The organism is Sulfitobacter sp. HI0040 (assembly GCF_001634885.1).
In the GTDB taxonomy this organism is placed as follows: Bacteria; Pseudomonadota; Alphaproteobacteria; order Rhodobacterales; family Rhodobacteraceae; genus Sulfitobacter.
The window spans coordinates 1-19,946 of the sequence record NZ_LWEX01000092.1; the positions used below are offsets into that span (position 1 = coordinate 1).

A 19,946-nucleotide genomic window follows, 5' to 3' on the forward strand; every position below is an offset into this window, starting at 1 on the left:
GGCGAGGTAGAGCCAACCCTCTGCCGTCCAGATATAGGAGATGTCCGCTCCCCACTTCCTGTCCGGGCCATCCGCCGTGAAGTCCTGCGCCACCAGATTGGGCGCGACAGGCCAAGCATGTTCGCTGTCCGTCGTGCGCTTGAAGCGCCGCTTCTGACGCGCGATCAACTGGTTCTCGCGCATGAGACGCGCTGTGCGATGCCGCCCGATCTCGTGCCCTTCGTCGACGAGGTCGCGGTGCATCCAGGGGCTGCCGTAGGTGCCATTCGACAGCGCGAAGGCCGTTCGGATATGGGCCAGATAGACCATGTCCTGCTGCTGACGACGACAGGCGGGACGCTCCTGCCAGGCGAAGAACCCGCTCTGGCTAACGCCGAGGACACCGCACATCCGGCTGATCGGGAAGCTGGCCTTCTCCGCTTCGATGAAGCCGAAGGTCATCGACTTCCCTCTTTCGCGAAGAAGGCCGCGGCTTTTTTTAGAATGTCGCGCTCCTGCTTCAGGACCGCATTCTCTCGCCGCAGCCGCTTCAGTTCAGCATGCAGATCGATGGGGGTCTCACTCGGCTCAATGGCGTCGCGCTCCTGGCTCAGCCACCGCGTCAGCGTCGATAACCCGATACGCAAATCTTCCGCGATCTCCCGCCGCGTCCTGCCGCTCGTCAATGCCAGCCGAACTGCTTCACGCCGAAACTCCGGCGTCGGCCTGTTTCCGTTTTCCATAGAACACCTCCTGGTTCCTCAGTTGGTGCTCTCCACTTTTGAAGGGCAAGTCCAAACCCGTTGCGATAGGCGGAGGAGGAGGGCATGTCCTGCGTCTGGTCGATCAGCACCCCAGAGAGCTGGCCGGCGTCGGCGTAAAGCCGTTTCAGGTGATCCAGCAGCTCCTCATCCGACAGGCGCGCGGACCGCGCTGTGATGATTTCCTGCGCAGTCAGGAAAAAATCGAGCGGCACGATCCCCTCAAAGGCGCCTTCTTTGCGCACCCACATTTCGGGCGGGTTGTCCACGTGCAGCTTCTTCAGCTTGAAGGAGGAGCGGTTGTAGACGTTGTTGCCGATATACTTCTCATTAGTCAGAACCGTGCGCACGGTGCCAGACGTCCAGGGTCGATCCAGATCCGTGGTCACGCCTTCTTCGTTCAGGCGGTCGGCGATCTCGCGGAAGGACAAGTCCTCCTCGATCAGCCAGCGATACATCTTGTTGACCCAGGCCACTTCCTCGTCGGGCCCGGGCATCAGGATGACACGGTCGGTCTGCAGTGACTTGTGCTCACCGCGTTTCAGCTCGCCCTTGATCTCGCCGCACTCGTTCACAAGCACGCGGCGCAGCCCGAAGCCTGCAGCGCCGCCCTGACGAAACCCCAACTCGATCAGGCGGCACTGGCCGGCGAAAACCTTGACCGAGAGCTCCCGGCTGTATTCCCCTGCCATGGCCCGTTTGACGCCTTTGACGATGGTCGAGACGGGCGAGCCATCATTTTCGAACTGCTCGGCGCAATAGGCGACGTTAATGCCGGCCCGCTTGCAGATGTATTCGTAATAAGCGCTTTCATCGGCATCCTGGAACCGGCCCCAACGGCTGACGTCATAGACCAGGATCACGTTGAAGTCGGCGGCACCGGATTCCACATCCGCGATCAGCTGCTGAAGCGCCGTGCGCCCACCGATGGAAAGGCCACTTTTGCCGTCATCGGCGTAGGTCTTGATGATTTCGATGCCGCGCTTTTCGGCGTATTCGCGGATCTTGTCGGACTGGTTGTGGGTCGAATACTGCTGGTGCTCGGTCGACATGCGCACATATTGCGCCGCCCGAAACTCGGTAATTTCGCCACTCCCGTCCAACTCAGCCTCCGATCCGTGTTCAAGTCGGTCGGACGTTTGCTTGGGTGGCGATCTGTATCAAGTTGATAGTGCTGGATTATTCCATTATATCAATGAGCTGCTCGAGTATCGGCCCGTCATCTTTATCAATACGTCATATCACTTACAGAAAAGCATACTTGCATTCGTTCAGCATTGAGCGATATGTTGGCTGCAGTCTTTAGTGAGGTTCCAAGATGACATTCCATGATCGCGGTACAAGTTGGTTTCTAGCTCAGCTGAAGCCCAACTGTGCCAACATCGCGGATAAAAACCTCAAGCGTCAGGGCTTCCAGACTTTCCTGCCGCTCGAAGAGGAAACGCGCCAGCGGGGCGGCAAGTTCGTCACAGCCATGCGGCCACTTTTTCCAGGCTACATCTTCGTGGCCTTCGACGTGGCACGCGGTCTCTGGCGCGCAGTCAACTCGACCTACGGCATCACGCGGCTTGTAAGCTTTGGTAAAGAGCCGGCGGCGGTGCCGCTGGATCTGGTCTCGCAGCTAATGCTGCGCTGTGACGCCAAGGGCAAAGTGCTACCGCCAAAGCTTTTGAATCCCGGCGATCAGGTGACCCTGACCAAGGGTCCCTTTGCCAATTTCGTGGCTGAGGTGGAAAAGATTGCGCCCGACCGGCGCGTCTGGGTCCTGATGGAAATCATGGGTGCGCAGACCCGAGTGGCCGTCGGTGCGGATCAGTTGAGGATCCTGTAATAGCCTTAAAAGGCAAGATCGTCGATACCGCCAGATTTAGGAACGAAGTTGTCCCAACTTGCGGATCACTTTTGATGCCACAAAGAGTAACCCTGATCGACCGGTCACCTCTTGGTATGCTTTGATGCATTCTTTCCAACCTAATAAGACAGAGCCAAAATTCGCGCTGCTTGCGCCGCCACTTCTCATTGTGACCAAAGTCTTCTTAAGGTATCTACTCGACAGCTTTAATTCGTTAAGGAGTTGCAGTTGCTGCTTAAAGTCTGAAGATATTTTATATTTCGGATCAAACGGTTGTTTCAGCTTCAAAAGCGAATCTCTTCGCACAAAAATAGCAGGATGCGGAATCTGCATTCCTGAAAGGCGCCCACCCTTTAGTTCACCAGTTTTCCAGTATCTCGCGACCTTTCCTTTATCATCAATAATTTCAATATCGCCGTACACAACATCGCAGCTTTCTGTATTGAAAATATCTTCGATGTCTCTAAGCGCAAAATCATATGAAAAATAATCATCTGAGTTCAAAAAACCTACATAATCATTTTTTGTATGGGCAAAGCCTTGGTTCATGGCGTCGTAAATGCCCACATCCTTCTGTTCAACAATTTCAATCATTCCAGGCTTCTGGCTTGCAATTTCTAGCGTCTCGTCTTTTGATCCTCCATCTTTGATGATATGTTGCACCAGAACGCCTTTTTGCCTTCTTACTGAATCAATCGTATCGGCAAGTGTCTTCGCGCTATTAAGGGTCACTGTGACAATCGAAAAGGACATCGTTTTTCCAGGTTCGTGATTTTTTGATACTATATTTAAAAATTCAATCATTCAGTGAAAAATATTTCGCGTTTCGGATCTGGCGAAACAAATTCGCTCTTGAGGGTTCGATCGATCCCTTCTTGGAGTGCGAAAGGCGTTTTGAACCCATCCAACTCTTCTTTTGCTGATCCAAAAGCGGTCGATGAGCAAAACTTCTTTACACGTGTAGAGCTCAGCGGCAATTTTTTCCCTGTGAGGCTCGTAAAGCCATCTGCAGCATAGCCCAAGATCACACCGATCCAAAATGGAAGACGCAACCCGACAGTGTCCTTGCCTTTCAATACTTCACGGACCTGGCGAACAAGCGTATTCATATCCAAGTCTGGCGTATCGACATAATTGAAAACTGCATATTTTCGGTCTGTTTCAATGCACTTCTCAAGGAAAGCTACAATGTTACCTATATACGCCATGGATTTGCGGTTTGTTCCCGCACCAACCATTACAAAATTTCCAGATGCAATCTGCTTCAACAGATTATAAACATTGCCCCTGTTCCCTTCACCGAAAATCACGGTAGGTCGAACAATGATCAGGTCATTGTCCGCTGAGGAGTGCCATGCACGAAGTTTTTCTTCAGCCTTATACTTGGTTTTTCCATACTCGTTGAATGGATTGATTGCGCCGGCTTCATCAGTGCCTGGCTCTGCGAACCCGTAAACGGCAACAGAGCTGGTAAATACAATTTTCCGAATATTCTTCTCGGAACACACCTTTGCAATGTTTGCTGCGCCCTTAACATTCGTACGCTCGTATTCCGCCTTATCGCGAACGTCATCACGGTGAACCGCCGCTAAGTTAACCACAATATCACCCGTAACCGTCTCGCGCAGGCTTTCTAGGTCGCGCACATCGCCGATCTTGTACTTATCGGGAAAGCGTTGGCTCTGTTTGATATCGATGATCTCAAACGGAATTTGGCGGTCCGCCAGCTTCTGACATAGATTAGTACCAACGAAGCCGGCACCACCGATAACACAAACTTTCTTAAATCTTGTCATGTATTGTACTCAATTTTTAGAGTGACCATTTTTGCGGGTGTGTGGTTCTGGCCATGATAAAAACACCTTGCCATTTTCTATGGGCGGCTCTCCATATGGATCCTTTGAATGCGCCTGTGCGCACTCATGTAGATGGAATGAAGAATTCGTTTTTCTTCCTCATCTCCGGCAGTTGGTAACATGAGTGCAGAACGGCGTCGAGCCTGATCAAGGTAGCCATATGGTACCTTGTAAATGTCCTTTGTCATTATGCTGTGCATTTGCTCCAGCTATCTTAGCTCTCGGCCGGGCGAGTCGATCCCCTTAATCAGTTTCGCTGTCGGCGATCGAAGAAGAAAGAAGGGCATCAGGGGCATCGCGATCGGTCTTTCCCGGTTCCCGTTGAGGTATCATCGTCCTGTGATCTGGTCAAAGTGAAAGTCGTTGTGACGTTCGTAGTTGTGATCGCGTGGGCGGATCACTGTCGACAATCAGCGGACCACTTTCGATCTTAGGCCCGCTCGAACCGGTTAACTTGCGAACTCAATCCCGAATCAATGATTGCAATGACTTAAGGGGTAGAGAGGGTTCGCGGCCAGACCCGATCCCTCCGCCACGGTCTTTACGGTCCTGCCCACGGAAAGATCGACGAGGCCTCCGACCATTCCCGCCCAAACCCTCACGCCCCCCCGCCGTCTTCTTCCTTAACTTCGTTCGGTTTCGGCGCGGAGAGATACCCCGCGACCACGCGAAGCAACTTAAAGGACGTCGCGGCGTCGTTCTGGGCGACGGACAGAAACTCCTCGCTGCCCAGCCGTAGCGCTCTAAGCGGGGTGTGGGCGCGGAATTCGAGTTTGCGGGGCTCGTTGGTGATCAGTCCCAGTTCGCCGAGCAGGACGCCGGTGCTCACCTCCGTCACCATGTCGCCGCCGTCCGAAGGGTGTCGGTAGAGGCCGGCCTTGCCTTCGGTGATCAGATAGGCGCCATCATCGGGGGTATCGCCGGCGTGGAAGATTGTCTCGCCCGCATCCGCATCGAACCATTGTGCGCCGAAGGCCAGCAGGCGCAGTTGCTTGCGGTCGAGCGTGGAGAAGATGGGGGAGCCTTGCAGGTAGCGCACCTTTTCCTGGAGGTCGGCGGTGGCGGCTGGGTCCTTTTCGGCGGGGGTATCGGGCTGCGCTGTAGGCAGGCGTCCGTCGATCAGATCCACCGTCATGTCGAAATTGCCGGAATTTTCGAGGTCGGCTTCCAGTATCAGCAGGGTCGCCTCGGGCAGCAGGCGGCGCAGTTCGGCCTGAACGGTGGGCCGGTCTTCGGCGGCGAGATGGCCGAGCGCGTTTTCCAGCAGCAGGATGTCGGGCCGGCGGATGGCGGCGCGGCAGAGGCACAAGAGCACCTTGAGTTGTGACGTGAGGTTGCGGCCCTCCAGTTCGGTCGCGATATCGAGGAAGAGGGCCGTCACGGGCCGTTCGAGGCCCGCGTTTGCAAGCACCTCGCTCGCCCTGCGCCGCAGGGTGTCGGACTTGTTGGCAGAGGCCTTCGAAAATCTACCGAAGACGAGGTTTTCCACCACGCTGAGTTCGCCATTGTAGCTCGCGGCCTCCAGCGGCTCGAACAAATCCTCGCCCAGTGCGGCCCTGAGCCGGGGCGCCTGTTCGTGCCGGATGCCCAGCACCCTGTCGCGCAGGGGCTTGCCGAAGTCGATGCCCAGTTCGGTGGCCGAGACCTGGAAGGGCACGCTCAGCAGCAGGGCGATTTCCTGCTGGGACCATGCCGGTGGCGCGCTCCCCTCGGGGTGATCCGCGTGGCGCTGTGCCAGGGTGCTCACCCGCTGATAGAGGTCGGGATCGAGGTTCAGTCGGTTGAAAAGCGGATGGTCGGTGCCGTCCGATCCGAAGGCCTGGGTCAGCAGCCCGATGATGTCGAAAGCGGTCGCCAGCAGGTCATCGCGGATGCCCAATTCTTCCAGCAACGGCAGGAAGGCTGCGCGCTCCATCAGTACTTCGGGCGTGATCGTCTGGCGGGGCAGGGCGAAAAGAAGGTTCTCGATCACCGTGAGCGCGGGGTTATATGCCCCCTGTTCAAACCGGTGCAGCGCGTCGGAGAGGTTTTCGCGCTCCACCTCGCGCGCCATGTCGGGGCGCAGGCCCACGATACGCTGGGCAAGGTCTTTGTGCCGGGCGGCTTCGATGCGCGCGGTCTGCGCCCGGCGGAAGATGACCTGCCCCGGATCGAGCGCCTTTACGAGGTCGTGCCACCAGTCGATCACCTCGGCGGCGCTCTCCAGCCCGACGATGGCAGGTGTCAGCCAGCTTTGTGCGGTGGGCACCTGTGCGGCCCGCGCTGCGGCCTCCGGATCTGTGCCGGTGTCGGGAATTTCCGGCTGGGCCGTGCTCAGCAGGGGCATTTGCAGGTTTTCGGCCACGTTCCCGCGAAAGACATAGCCCGACGGGCCCGCCGCGCCGATGCGCGCCGCGATCACGCGCTGGTGCAGATCGACCAGCCGGTCATCGCCGATCCGCACCTCGCCCGTGGCGGGCAGAATATCCCGGGTCAATACGCCCACCAGCGCGCGGCGCTCTTCTTCCTGCGCGGCGCGGATGCCGATGCTGCCGCCCCGGGGGACCCTGAGGTTCAGCCCCTTGAGCACTTCATGTCCGTCGGCATCCATCACACCGAGGTTTTCCAGCACAATGTCGCCCCGCAGCCGGGGCAGGGGGGCGGGGGCGTTGCTGTCGTCCAGCTTTTCCTCGTCGATGAGGCCACGCGGGGCGAAACGTTCGGTGATGGTATGCCAGCGCTGCGACATCTCCTGTATCTGGGTGTAATAGGTCAGCAGTTCCTTCCAGGGCGACGACAGGTCCTTGTAGGCGGCGAGCGCCGCCACCAGCGCCCCGATCGTCACGGAACCCTGGATCACCAGATAGCCGCCGATCGAAAAGAAGAAGAACGGCGTCAACTGCCCGATCAGGTTGTTGAGGAACTTCATGAAGAATTTCTTGCGGTAGATCCGGTACCGGATCGCGAAAAGTTGGGCCAGCCGATAGCGGATCTGCGCCAGCCGGTAACTGCGTCCGCCATCCACCAGCAGGGTGCCCGCGCCCGCTGCCGTTTCACCCACTTCGGTCGACAGACCGCGCACCTGCTGTATCCGCTGCTTGTTCAGCTTGTTGATCTGCGCCTGAAGGTGAGGGATCAGCCAGGCCTGCAGGGGGATGAGCGCGACCGAGGCGAGCCCGAACCAGAAGCTTTGCAAAAAGAGAAACCCGAGGATGGTGATCATCTGCCCCGCCTGCATGAGCGGCTGGGAAATCGCGTCGCCCATCATGCCGCCCATGGGTTCGGATTCCGCCGTCACCATGGAAACGAGCTCGCCCTGCGATACCGCCTGAAAATAAGGCTTGGGAAAACGCGTGATCCGCTGGATGAGCATGAAGCGGAACCGCTGCAGCAGCCGTTCCGCGGTCACGCCTTTCATCGTGTTGATCCGCATCTTCAGCAGACCATGGGCGATGACCGACACCAGAAAGGCGATGCAGAGCACGCCCAGCAACACCAGTTGCGGCAGTTCGACACCGAAGAAGACGACCGTATCGCTTTGCGCGCCGATGGCATCGTTGATGATGCGCTTCGGCAGTTCCAGCGTGATGTAGAGCAGGGGGAAGAGACACAAAGTAAGCACGCTGAGCAGAATTTGCTGACGTTTGGACTGTTCCCAGATGAAGGAGAAAAGAGAGGCGTTCACAATCACTCGCGGACAAAGGATAGCGGTTCGGTGCCCCGGCCGGTAACGCGGGGAATGAAGGGGCGGGCCTTACGGGCCGAACGGGTCAACAAACGGTGCGAAATAGCACCCTACCCGGCGACATTAGGCAAGTTTTTCAAAACGATCCACAGTTTTGCGCTGTTGTCTTCACTGCCCGGCCCAGACGGTTGGACAAGTGTCGCACCCGCGCTAGGCTGGAACTGGTCGGGCCGCCTCGGTCCGTCCCGTGAATGATTGGACCTCGTTATGCCCTGCGCGCGCAGACCTGTTCATCTCGCTTCCGTTCTCGCTTTCTGCCTACTGCCCCTCGGGGTCTCTGCGCAGGAGCGGCTGGCGCTTCTGTGGGATGCGGGTCCGGATGCCGAGCGGCTGGAAAGCGCACTCGGGCAGGCGGGCTATAGGGTCGAAGTCTTCACGCCGCCGTCCGCTTCCGGCCCCGATCCGGAGAAGCCGGCGGAGGCGGTGATCACCCTTGCGCCCGCTGACGAGGCTGACGACAACGTCATTGCGCTGTTGACCATAGAGCCGGCTGAGAAGGATGAGACGGAGTCGGGGGATGGCTTCGAGGCGGATGCATCACCCGAGGAAGACATTGAAGTGGCGAAAGACAGCGCCGCCCCGGCTGAGGTTCTGCGCCCGCCCGGCAAGGGTCAGACAGATAGCGATCAAGCGGCTGATGCGAAAGGCGATGAAACCGTCGCACTGGAAAAGGTGCCGTCCCCGCCTGTGCGTACACCGCTCGAAAGGTTCACCTTCGATGCCGGGGCGGCGGATATCGTCCTGATCTACGCGCGGCTCGATGAGGGGGCGGAGCCGGGGCTGGAGCAACTTGTACATGCAGCGGAGCCTGCGCGGCAGGCGGGGGTCGTTCTGGCGCGGATCTGCGGCGATGAGCCGGTGTCGCTCGACCGGGATGTTTCTAGTGAGGGGCCGGGCCCGGTGGTGATGCAGGCAACGGGATGTGGCGCGGAAGATCCGGCGCAGGAAGAAGGCGGGGCAGCGGATGATCCGCTCGCCACGGCGCTGATTGCCGCGCTCGAAGAGAGTGGTCAGGAAGCGGGCATGGCCCTGCGGCAGCTTAGGGCCGCTCTGCCGGAAACACCCGGGCTGACGGGGGCGCTGCCGGATCTGCCGGTGTTTCTGGCGGCGCGCGACGGCAACAAACTGATCCGCCCGCGGGACCCCCGTGCCGCGTGGGCCGCACTGGATGCGGACACTTTCGCCCCCATCGCCGCGCTGGCAGAAGAAGAGGAGGACCCCCGCGCCTTGCTCGCCCGCGCGTACACCCGGCTGAACACCACCGATCCCCGCTATGATCCTGCCGCAGCCGCCGGGGATCTGCGCGCAGCCTCCGCCGGCGGATCGGCAACGGCGGCCTATGAACTGGGCCGGCTCTTTGAAACCGGTGTCGGGGTGCCGCGTCACATTCCCCGGGCCGTTGCGCTCTATGAACAGGCGGCAAGCCGGGGCCACGGGGCCGCAGCCAGCGATCTGGGTTTTCTGCACATGGAGGGGGAGCTTGGGCTGACGGCGGATACCGAGACGGCGCAGCGGTTTTTCCGGCAGGCGGCAGACCTGGGGCATCCGCAGGCCATGTTCAGCGTCGCCACGATGATCGGCGAAGACGCCGCGACAGAAACGGACCCCGAGGAGGCGGCCGCCTATGTCTACCGGGGGTTGCGCCAAGGAACGGGCAGCATCTTCGACCTCGTGCGCGAGGATCCGCGTATTCTCAGGCGCACCGTGCGCTTGGCCCTGCAACGTCTTCTGGCGGCTGACGGGCTCTATGACGGGGCGATCGACGGGGCCGTGGGACCGCAGACGAAACAGGCGATTCGGCTGGCGCAGGGGCTCGAAGAATGACAGGCTGAGGCCGCCCTTCGGCCAATGCCGCAAGGGGTTGCACGGCCTGACCAAGAAGTTTGTTGCATTTATTTGCAATTTGTCGCTTTGTTGTCTCGCCAGTCAATAAAAACCACAACCGGGAGTTTATCACTTATGAACCGTTTGCTCGCAACTACCGCAATCGCGCTTTCCGTCGCCACCGGCGCCTGGGCCGCCGAATGCGAAGAAGTCACCTTCTCCGACGTCGGCTGGACGGACATCACCGCCACCACCGCCGCCGCCTCCGTCGTGCTGGACGCGCTGGGCTATGACACCGAAACCAAGATCCTGTCTGTGCCCGTCACCTATACCTCCATGGCTGCGGGCGACATCGATGTCTTCCTCGGCAACTGGATGCCGACCATGGAAGCCGACATCGCCCCCTACCGCGAGGACGGCACCGTCGACACCGTGCGCGCCAACCTTGAGGGCGCGAAGTACACGCTGGCCGTCAACAAGGCCGCAGCCGATTTGGGCATCACCAGCTTTGACGCCATCGCCGCCAATGCCGACGCACTCGACGGCAAGATCTATGGCATCGAGCCGGGCAACGACGGCAACCGCCTGATTCAGTCCATGATCGACGACGATGCCTTTGGCCTGAAGGAATTCGAAGTGGTCGAATCCTCCGAGCAGGGGATGCTGGCGCAGGTCGCCCGTGCCAGCCGCAAGGACGAGCCGATTGTCTTCCTCGGCTGGGAGCCGCACCCGATGAACGCCAACTTCGACCTGACCTACCTTGAGGGCGGCGACGACTTCTTCGGCCCCAACCTCGGCGGTGCGACGGTCTATACCAACACCCGCGCAGGCTTTGCCGAAGAATGCCCGAACCTCGGCAAGCTGCTGAACAACATGGAGTTCACGCTGGCCATGGAAAACGAGATCATGGGCAAGATCCTCGATGGCGGCATGGACCCCGAGGAAGCCGCGAAGGGCTGGATCAAGGCCAACCCCGAGGTGCTGGATACCTGGCTCGCCGGCGTCACCACCAAGGATGGCGATGACGCGGCCGAAGCCGCCAAGATGGCGCTGAAGTAAGAACGGCCCATAACGACGACCAAACGCGCCTGTCTCATCCGACACGGGCGCGTTTTCATATCGGGCAACGATAGATCAAGATACCAACAAGGTGCTGCGCAAGCAGGGGGACTAAGACAGATGGACTGGCTGACGGAAAACAAGATACCCATCGACGACATGGCGGAAAACGCCTTCAACTGGCTGCAGATACAGGGGGAGTGGTTCTTCGACGGGCTGTCGCTGGTGATGGAATACCTGATCGAGGCGATCCTCTGGGTTCTGCAGACCCCGCATCCGCTGATCATCATCGCCGCTTTCGCCGTGCTGACATGGGTGATCCAGCGGAACTGGAAAATCGTCGCCTTCGTGGTGCTGGGGTTCCTGTTCATCCTCAATCAGGATTACTGGGAGGAAACGACCGAAAGCCTGACGCTCGTGCTGTCGGCCTGCGTCGTCTGCATGGGCGTGGGCGTGCCCATCGGTATCGCCGCGGCGCATCGTCCCGGGCTCTATCGCTGGATGGCGCCCGTGCTCGACCTGATGCAGACGTTGCCTACCTTCGTCTACCTGATCCCGGCGATCGTCTTTTTCGGCATCGGCATGGTGCCGGGCCTTATCGCTACGGTGATTTTCGTGCTGCCCGCGCCGATCCGGCTGACGCAGCTTGGCATATCCTCGACGCCCAAGGCGCTGCTCGAAGCGGCGCAGGCCTTTGGCGCGCGGCCCCGGCAAACGCTGTGGAAGATCGAACTGCCCTATGCGTTGCCGCAGATCATGACCGGTCTCAACCAGACGATCATGCTGTCACTGTCCATGGTGGTGATCGCGGCGCTCGTGGGGGCCGACGGGCTTGGCGTGCCGGTGGTGCGCGCGCTCAACCAGGTCAACACAGGGCTGGGCTTTGAATCGGGCCTGATCATCGTGGTCGTGGCCATCATGCTGGACCGTATGCTGAGGGTGACGGGCAAATGAACAACGCAGTTGAATTCGACAATGTGAGCATCGTCTTCGGCGACAAACCCGCCAAGGCGCTGCCACTGATGGACGCGGGCGAAGACCGCCCGGAGATTCAGGAAAAGACGGGGCAGGTGCTGGGCGTGCACAATTGCTCGGTCAACGTGGCCGAGGGCGAAATCCTCGTGCTCATGGGGCTTTCGGGGTCGGGCAAGTCCACCCTGCTGCGCGCGGTCAATGCGCTCAACCCCGTGGAGCGGGGCGAGGTGCGGGTAAACGACGGCGGCCGGATGGTCGATGTCACCCATGCCGACCCGAAGACCCTGCGCCATATCCGGCAGGAGCGGGTTTCGATGGTCTTCCAGCAGTTCGGCCTGCTTCCCTGGCGGACGGTGAGGGAGAATGTCGGCCTCGGGCTGGAGCTGATGGGCGTATCCGCCAAGGAGCGCGCCGAACGGGCCGACCGTCAGCTTGAGCTTGTGGGACTGAGCGACTGGGCCGACCGCAAAGTGGGTGACCTGTCGGGCGGGATGCAGCAGCGGGTGGGTCTTGCCCGCGCCTTCGTCACCGAAGCGCCGATCCTGCTGATGGACGAGCCCTTCTCCGCGCTGGATCCGCTGATCCGCACAAGGTTGCAGGACGAATTGCTGGACCTGCAGCGCGACCTGAAGCGGACGATCATCTTCGTCAGCCACGATCTCGACGAGGCCTTCAAACTGGGCGGGCGCATCGCGATCATGGAAGGCGGGCGGATCGTGCAATGCGGCACCCCGAGGGAGATTTTCTCCAACCCGGCATCGGACTACGTGGCCGATTTCGTCGCCAACATGAACCCGCTCGGCGTCCTGACCGCCCGCGACGTCATGGGCCCCGCCGCCAAGGGCCCGGGTGACACGGTGGCCGCCGAGACCCCGGTGCGCGACCTGATCGAGCGGCTCTCGGGCGACAATGCCCAACTGCATGTCGGCGAGGGCGGGGCGATACTGGGCACGGTGAGCGCGCAGACCATCGTGGACCGGTTGAAAAGCTGAGCCATGGGGGCGGCACGCCGTGGCCGTCGCCCCTTGTTTGACCCGTTGCGCAATTCGACAGGGGGGAGGGCGGCCAGGACCGGGCCGCTTTTTTCGCAAGATGCGTTACCCCTGCCAGCGGCGCGCGTGCTGCCTGCCTCCGGCGGGGATTTTGAACCATTTGGAAGGGAGCGAGCGCGCGATGCCGGTTCGAGGTGCGGCGTCGGGAGGGTATCGGAAATAGAGGGGAGGTAGATGGTGCCCCCACACGGACTCGAACCGCGGACCTACTGATTACAAATCAGTTGCTCTACCAGCTGAGCTATAGGGGCACTGGGCGTCCGTTTAGGCGATTGCACAAAGGCGTGCAAGAGGGGAAATCGGGGCATCTTTGGTGTTTTACACCCTTGTCCCAACCCTGTATTCAACAACGAACTTCCTGAAGGCGGATCGAGAAACATGCAGCTGGTTTTACATGCGGGCGTGCATTTCACCGAAGACGAACGGTTACTGAAATGCCTGCTGCGCAACGTTGATGATTTCGCGGCGCGGGGTATCGTCGTGCCGGGGCCGGGCAGCTACCGGTCGCTCATTCGCGACACGCTCAACGCCATGCACAAGACGCCCGCTTCCCCCGAGGCGCGGGAGGTGCTGCTGGACGCGATGCTGGACGATGCGCCCGCCGAACGGGTGATCCTGTCGGATGCCAACTTCTTTCGCACCCCGGCCACCGCCATGCAGGAGGGCATGCTCTATCCCGCCGCGCCGGTGCGGATGATGCGCATGTCGCAGCTTTTTCCCGAGGACCCGATCGAGTTGTTCTTCGCCATCCGCAACCCGGCGACGCTGTTGCCGGTCCTGCTGAAAGAGGCGCAGGATACCTCCGATGCGGCATTCTGGGGCGGGCGTGAACCGGCGGATGTGAAATGGTCCGAGACGATATCGCAGATCAGGGAAACCGCGCCCGATATCCCCATCACCGTCTGGTGCAACGAGGATGCGCCGCTGATCTGGTCGCATATCCTGCGGGAGATCGCGGGCATCGGGTTTGACGAAAAGCTCATCGGGGGGTTCGATCTGCTGACCTCGATCATGTCCAACGAGGGGGTGGAACGCTTCCGCGGCTACCTGTCGGCGCATCCCGATATTTCCGAAGTGCAGAAGCGCCGTGTGATCGCGGCCTTCCTAGACAAGTTCGCGCTCGATGAAGAGATCGAAGAGGAACTGGACATGCCCGGCTGGACGGAAGAGCTCGTCGCGGAGTTGACCGAAGTCTATGACGAGGATGTTCTGGCCATCCAACGGATTCCCGGCGTCACGGTGCTGACCCCCTGACGATTTGACGGTTCGCGGGTTCGTTTGAAGTGCGACAATTTACTTTAAGGCTAAAATATTTTTTCTTGAAATAAAAAATCAGCCGTTCTAGCCTTTCCCCGACGCTGTCGATGGGGGGCGCATCATGCGTGCGATATGTCTTGGGGGCGGTCCGGCGGGGCTCTACTTCGCGATCTCGCTGAAGTTGCGGCAGCCGGAGGCGCAGGTCACGGTGCTGGAGCGCAACCGCGCCGATGACACTTTCGGCTGGGGCGTCGTGCTGTCGGACGAGACGCTCGACAACCTCGAAGCCAACGATCCCGTTTCCGCCAAGGAGATCCGCAGCCATTTCGCCTATTGGGACGACATCGCGTTGCATCACAAGGGCCATACGATCCTGTCGACGGGGCATGGGTTCTGCGGCATCGGGCGCAAGCGCCTGTTGCTGATCCTGCAGGACAGGGCGCGCGCGCTGGGGGTTGATCTGCAGTTCGAGACGGAGGTGAAGGCCGCCTCCGACTATATGCAGGACTATGACCTCGTGGTGGCCTGCGACGGGCTCAATTCCAAGACGCGGATGGAATTCGAGGAGACGTTCAAACCCGATATCGACGTGCGGCGCTGCCCTTTCGTCTGGCTCGGCACGCATCAGAAGTTCGACGACGCCTTCACCTTCATCTTCGAAAAGACGGAGAAGGGTTGGATCTGGGTCCATGCCTACCAGTTTGACAAGGATACCGCGACCTTCATCGTGGAGTGTTCGCAGAAGACCTTCGATGCCTACGGTTTCGGGGAGATCAGCCAGCAGGAAACCATCGCCATCTGCGAAGAGATCTTCAGGGATCATCTGGACGGTCACAAGCTGATGACCAATGCCAACCACATCCGCGGGTCGGCATGGATCAGGTTCCCGCGTGTGCTTTGCGAGAAGTGGAGCCACGAAAACGTCGTGCTGCTGGGCGATGCCTCGGCCACGGCGCATTTTTCCATCGGATCGGGCACGAAGCTCGCGCTGGAATCCGCGATCTCGCTCGCGCGTCATGTGACGGATGAGCCGGACCTGAAGGTCGCCTTCGAGAAATACGAGGAGGCGCGCCGCCTCGAAGTGCTGCGGCTGCAATCGGCGGCGCGGAATTCCGTCGAATGGTTCGAGGACGTTGAACGCTACCTCGACCTCGATCCCGTGCAGCTCAACTATTCGATGCTCACCCGCAGCCAGCGCATCAGCCACGAGAACCTGCGCGCGCGGGACGCGAAATGGCTGGAGGGGGCGGAAAAGTGGTTCATGGAACAGGCGGGGGCAGGGGCCAACGGGCCGGTGCGCGCGCCCATGTTCGCGCCATTCCGGCTGCGCGAGATGGAGTTGGTTAATCGCGTCGTCGTCTCGCCCATGGCGCAATACAAGGCGGTGGACGGCTGCCCGACGGACTGGCACCTCATCCATTACGGCGAACGCGCGAAAGGCGGGGCGGGGCTGGTCTATACGGAGATGACCTGCGTCTCGCCGGAGGGGCGCATCACACCGGGTTGCCCGGGTCTTTACGCCCCGGAGCATGAGGCGGCGTGGAAGCGCCTCACCGATTTCGTCCATGCGGAGACGGAGGCGAAGATCTGCTGCCAGATCGGACATTCCGGGCGCAAGGGTTCCACCCAGCTCGGCTGGGAAGAGATGGACGCGCCCTTGAAGGCGGGCAACTGGGAAACCGTGAGCGCCAGCGCGATCCCGTGGTCCGACAATAATCCCGCCCCCCGCGCAGCCACCCGCAAGGATATGGACGAGATCCGCGATGCTTTCGTCGCCGCCGCCGAAATGGCCGACCGGGCGAATTTCGACATGATCGAGCTTCATGCGGCGCATGGTTATTTCATATCCTCCTTCATTTCCCCGCTCAGCAATACGCGGAAAGACGAATATGGCGGCAGCCTCGAAAACCGGATGCGCTACCCGCTGGAGGTCTTTCGGGCCATGCGCGCGGTCTGGCCGGAGCATAAACCCATGGCGGTGCGCATTTCGGCCAACGACTGGGCCGGCGATGACGGGGTGACGCCGGAAGAAGCGGTGGAGATCGCGCGCATGTTCGATGCGGCGGGCGCGGATATCATCGACGTTTCCGCCGGGCAGACCAGCACGCAGGCGCAGCCGGTCTACGGGCGCATGTTCCAGACGCCCTTCTCGGATCGTATCCGCAATGACGGCGGCATCAAGACGATGGCGGTGGGCAACATCTATGAGGCCGATCACGTCAACTCCATTCTCATGGCCGGACGTGCCGATCTGGTCTGTCTGGCGCGGCCGCATCTGGCCGATCCATACTGGACCTTGCGGCAGGGTGCGGCGATCGGCGACCGGCACGCCGCATGGCCGCTGCCCTACGGGCCGGGGCGGGATCAGGCGTGGCGGCTCGCCGACCGCGCGGCAGAGGTGGAAAAGGTATGAGACGCGTTCTGGTCACCGGGGGCGGTTCGGGCATCGGGCGCGGGATCGCGCGGGCCTTCGCGGCGGCGGGCGAGGATGTCACCATCGCCGGGCGCAAGATGGCGGCCCTGCAGGAAACGGACGGCGGGCGCGGTATGACCTGCGTAACCGCCGATGTCACGGATGAAGACGCGGTGGAGGCGCTGTTCGACCGGCCCTTTGACGTGGTCGTGGCCAATGCCGGCATGGGGCGCGCTGCCCCGCTGACAGAGACCACGCTGGAGGACTGGAACCGCACCATCGCGGTGAACATGACCGGCACCTTCCTGACCTTTCGCGCCGCCCTGCGCGGCATGGAAAAGGGCGGGCGGCTGATTGCTGTCGCCTCCACCGCCGCGCTCTCGGGGGCGCCGCGGGTGGCGGCCTACACGGCATCGAAGCATGGCGTGCTGGGGCTCGTGCGCTCGGTCGCGCGGGAAGTGGCGAAAAAGGGGATCACCTGCAACGCGATATGCCCCGGTTTTGTCGATACCGATCTGGCCGAGGCCGCGATTACCGGCGTGATGGCGGGGCGCGGCGTGGACCGCGCGGAAGCGACGCGGATGGTGGTGGCCGGCAATCCCGTGGGGCGGCTCATCTCGGTGGAGGAGGTCACCTCCGCCGCGCTCTACCTCGCGTCGCCGGGGGCTTCCATGGTCAATGGCCACGCGCTGAGCGTGTCGGGAGGAGAGACATGAGCACTCCCACCCCATCGAACGCCCTGCCGTCGAAAGACCGGCTGCGCCTGTGGCTGCGCCTGCTGAAGCTGACGCGGGGGATCGACGCGCATCTGCGCGAAAAGCTGCGCGTCGAATTCGCGACCACGCTGCCGCGCTTTGACATGCTGGCCGCGCTCTCGCGGCATCCGGACGGGCTGAAGATGAGCCAGCTTTCGGGCGTGCTGCGCGTCTCCAACGGCAATGTCACCGGTATCGCGGACCGTCTGGCCGAAGAAGGGCTGGTGGAGCGCGTGCCGGTGCCCGGCGACCGCCGGGCCATGGTGCTGCGCCTGACCCGCCGCGGAAAGACCGAGTTCGCCCGGCAGGCGCAGGCCCATGAGGCCTGGATCGATACCATGCTGGCTGACGTCTCCGCCGAGGACGCCCGCTACATGGCCGGAAAACTGGCGGCCATCGCAGCCGCCGCGGAAACAAAGGAAAACGCCCATGCGCAGTGACGTGCAGCATTTCGACTGCAGCATCAAAGACCGGATCGCCACCGTGCGGCTGGACCGGCCCGACCGCAAGAACCCGCTGACCTTCGACAGCTATGCCGAATTGCGCGACTGGTTCCGCGATCTCGTCTACGCCGACGATGTCGATGTGGTGATCTTCGGCTCCAATGGCGGCAACTTCAGTTCGGGCGGGGATGTGCATGACATCATCGGCCCGCTCACACGTATGTCGATGAAGGAGCTTCTTCAGTTCACCCGGATGACCGGCGATCTGGTGAAGGCCATCGTGAATTGCGGCAAACCCGTCATCGCGGCGGTGGACGGGATCTGCGTGGGCGCGGGGGCCATCATCGCGATGGCATCGGACCTGCGCATCGCCACGCCCGAGGCAAAGACCGCCTTCCTGTTCACCCGCGTGGGCCTTGCGGGCTGCGACATGGGGGCCTGTGCCATCCTGCCGCGCATCATCGGCCAGACGCGCGCGGCGGAACTGCTTTATACCGGGCGCTCCATGAGCGCGGAGGAGGGCGAGCGCTGGGGGTTCTTCAACCGGCTCGTAGAGGCGGGCGAACTGGACGAGGCGGCGCTGACATTGGCCCGCCAGATCAAAGCGGGACCCAACTTTGCCCATATGATGACCAAGACGATGCTGGCGCAGGAATGGTCGATGTCGATCGAACAGGCCATCGAGGCAGAGGCGCAGGCGCAGGCCATCTGCATGCAGACGGGTGATTTCGAACGGGCCTACAAGGCTTTCGTGGCGAAGGAAAAGCCCGTTTTCGAGGGGGATTGATCGTGGCGGATGTGGGAGCCTCCGGCGGGGATTTTAAACCATTTGGAAGCGGAGGCTTCGCGCATGGCTGATCGCAGCTACCTGCTCTGGCCGTTCTTCGAGGCGCGGCACCGCGAACTGGCCGAGGCGCTGGACGACTGGGCCACGCGCAATCTATGCGACGTGGATCATTCGGATACCGATGCCGCCTGCCGGCAGTTGGTACGGATGCTGGGCGCGGGCGGCTGGCTGCGCCATTCGGGCGCGGGCGCGGGCGAGACGCTTGATGTGCGCTCGCTCTGTCTTGTCCGCGAAACGCTGGCGCGGCATGACGGATTGGCCGATTTCGCCTTTGCCATGCAGGGGCTGGGGACCGGGGCGATTTCGCTTTTCGGCACCGAGGAACAGCGCGGCTGGCTGGAGCGTACGCGGGCAGGTGAGGCGATTTCGGCCTTTGCGCTGACCGAGCCGCAATCGGGGTCGGACGTGGCCAATTCGACCATGACGGCGGCGCCCGATGGGAATGGATTCTTGCTCAATGGGCGCAAGACCTGGATTTCGAACGGCGGGATCGCCGATGTCTATACCGTCTTTGCCCGCACGGGGGAGGCGCCGGGCGCCAAGGGGCTTTCCGCCTTCGTTGTGCCCGCAGACACGCCGGGGCTGAAGATCGAAGAACGGCTGGAGGTCATGGCGCCGCATCCCTTGGCCACGCTGCATTTCGACGGCGTGAAGGTACCGGGGTCTGCGCTGATTGGCGAAGCGGGCCGGGGCTTCGGCATCGCCATGTCGGTGCTCGATGTGTTCCGCTCCACCGTGGCGGCAGCGGCGCTGGGCTTTGCTAGCCGGGCGCTCGACGAGGCGATCGGGCGCGTGACCCGGCGCGAGGTGCAGGGCGCGCCGCTTGCGGATTTGCAGATGGTGCAGGGCCATATCGCGGATATGGCGGTGGATGTGGATGCCTCCGCGCTGCTGGTCTACCGCGCCGCCTGGACGAAGGACAGCGGAGCGGCCCGCGTCACCCGCGAGGCCGCGATGGCCAAGCTCTTTGCGACGGATCATGCGCAGCAGGTGATCGACCGGGCGGTTCAGTTGCACGGCGGCGACGGCGTGCGGCACGGCGAGACGGTCGAGCGGCTTTACCGCGAAATCCGCGCGTTGCGTATCTACGAAGGCGCGTCCGACGTGCAGCGCGTCGTCATCGCGCGGCAGACGTTGGGAGGAGGATGA

15 protein-coding genes, 1 tRNA gene and 1 pseudogene are annotated in these 19,946 nt (G+C 61.4%); 11 read left to right on the top strand and 6 right to left on the bottom strand.

The window, feature by feature from the left end:
- Together A3728_RS23665 and A3728_RS07175 are read right to left on the bottom strand one after the other, a co-directional pair.
- Positions 1–722 (bottom strand): annotated as a pseudogene (locus tag A3728_RS23665) (IS3 family transposase); the annotation flags it as partial.
- Positions 662–1,843 (bottom strand): recombinase family protein, encoded by a 1,182-nt coding sequence (locus A3728_RS07175; RefSeq protein ID WP_330220264.1) that lies wholly within the window; start codon positions 1,841–1,843, stop codon positions 662–664. The pseudogene A3728_RS23665 and the gene A3728_RS07175, both read right to left, overlap by 61 nt.
- A 215-nt stretch (positions 1,844–2,058) precedes the next feature.
- On the opposite strand from A3728_RS07175, the gene nusG reads away from it, so the two are divergent.
- Positions 2,059–2,571 carry a transcription termination/antitermination protein NusG gene (gene nusG, locus A3728_RS07180; RefSeq protein WP_067921558.1) on the top strand — a complete coding sequence of 171 codons (513 nt, stop codon included), beginning with the start codon at positions 2,059–2,061 and terminating at the stop codon, positions 2,569–2,571.
- A gap of 36 nt (positions 2,572–2,607) precedes the next feature.
- On the opposite strand, the gene A3728_RS07185 is transcribed toward nusG, so the two are convergent.
- From A3728_RS07185 to A3728_RS07195, 3 genes are all read right to left on the bottom strand, one after another.
- Entirely contained in the window at positions 2,608–3,345 is a 738-nt protein-coding gene (locus A3728_RS07185) for a glycosyltransferase family 2 protein (protein WP_161487187.1), read from the bottom strand.
- Between the two features lie 47 nt (positions 3,346–3,392).
- Positions 3,393–4,388: an NAD-dependent epimerase/dehydratase family protein gene (locus tag A3728_RS07190; RefSeq protein ID WP_067921561.1), complete on the bottom strand. Its 996-nt coding sequence runs from the start codon at positions 4,386–4,388 to the stop codon at positions 3,393–3,395.
- Positions 4,389–5,046: 658 nt separating this feature from the next.
- On the bottom strand, positions 5,047–8,112 hold the full coding sequence (locus A3728_RS07195; protein ID WP_236630431.1) for an ABC transporter transmembrane domain-containing protein: 3,066 nt from the start codon (positions 8,110–8,112) through the stop codon (positions 5,047–5,049).
- Between the two features lie 267 nt (positions 8,113–8,379).
- Between A3728_RS07195 and A3728_RS07200 the strand changes: the two genes are divergently transcribed.
- The 4 genes from A3728_RS07200 to choV all read left to right on the top strand — a co-directional run bounded on the left by A3728_RS07200 (position 8,380) and on the right by choV (position 13,022).
- Complete coding sequence (locus A3728_RS07200; RefSeq protein ID WP_067921563.1) at positions 8,380–9,996, top strand: SEL1-like repeat protein; 1,617 nt, start codon at positions 8,380–8,382, stop codon at positions 9,994–9,996.
- 135 nt (positions 9,997–10,131) lie between these two features.
- Positions 10,132–11,055, top strand: coding sequence for a choline ABC transporter substrate-binding protein (locus A3728_RS07205; RefSeq protein ID WP_067921568.1), 924 nt, complete (start codon positions 10,132–10,134; stop codon positions 11,053–11,055).
- A gap of 120 nt (positions 11,056–11,175) precedes the next feature.
- Positions 11,176–12,009, top strand: a complete 834-nt coding sequence (gene choW, locus A3728_RS07210; RefSeq protein ID WP_067921569.1) for a choline ABC transporter permease subunit — start codon at positions 11,176–11,178, stop codon at positions 12,007–12,009.
- Positions 12,006–13,022: a choline ABC transporter ATP-binding protein gene (choV, locus tag A3728_RS07215; RefSeq protein WP_067921571.1), complete on the top strand. Its 1,017-nt coding sequence runs from the start codon at positions 12,006–12,008 to the stop codon at positions 13,020–13,022. Before choW ends, choV begins: the two co-directional genes overlap by 4 nt.
- Positions 13,023–13,257: 235 nt before the next feature.
- Here choV and A3728_RS07220 read toward each other — a convergent pair.
- Positions 13,258–13,333 (bottom strand) — tRNA-Thr (locus A3728_RS07220).
- Between the two features lie 127 nt (positions 13,334–13,460).
- Here A3728_RS07220 and A3728_RS07225 point away from each other — a divergent pair.
- The 6 genes from A3728_RS07225 (at position 13,461) to A3728_RS07250 (ending at position 19,946) form a co-directional block, all read left to right on the top strand.
- Positions 13,461–14,336 (top strand): hypothetical protein, encoded by an 876-nt coding sequence (locus A3728_RS07225; RefSeq protein WP_067921572.1) that lies wholly within the window; start codon positions 13,461–13,463, stop codon positions 14,334–14,336.
- Positions 14,337–14,460: 124 nt separating this feature from the next.
- Positions 14,461–16,752, top strand: a complete 2,292-nt coding sequence (locus A3728_RS07230) for a bifunctional salicylyl-CoA 5-hydroxylase/oxidoreductase (protein WP_067921580.1) — start codon at positions 14,461–14,463, stop codon at positions 16,750–16,752.
- Entirely contained in the window at positions 16,749–17,468 is a 720-nt protein-coding gene (locus tag A3728_RS07235; RefSeq protein ID WP_067921582.1) for an SDR family NAD(P)-dependent oxidoreductase, read from the top strand. Before A3728_RS07230 ends, A3728_RS07235 begins: the two co-directional genes overlap by 4 nt.
- A complete protein-coding gene (locus A3728_RS07240; protein WP_067921585.1) occupies positions 17,465–17,947 on the top strand; it encodes a MarR family winged helix-turn-helix transcriptional regulator in 483 nt (160 codons plus the stop codon). Before A3728_RS07235 ends, A3728_RS07240 begins: the two co-directional genes overlap by 4 nt.
- Positions 17,937–18,737, top strand: coding sequence for an enoyl-CoA hydratase family protein (locus A3728_RS07245; RefSeq protein WP_067921589.1), 801 nt, complete (start codon positions 17,937–17,939; stop codon positions 18,735–18,737). Before A3728_RS07240 ends, A3728_RS07245 begins: the two co-directional genes overlap by 11 nt.
- A gap of 63 nt (positions 18,738–18,800) precedes the next feature.
- Positions 18,801–19,946 (top strand): acyl-CoA dehydrogenase family protein, encoded by a 1,146-nt coding sequence (locus tag A3728_RS07250; RefSeq protein WP_067921591.1) that lies wholly within the window; start codon positions 18,801–18,803, stop codon positions 19,944–19,946.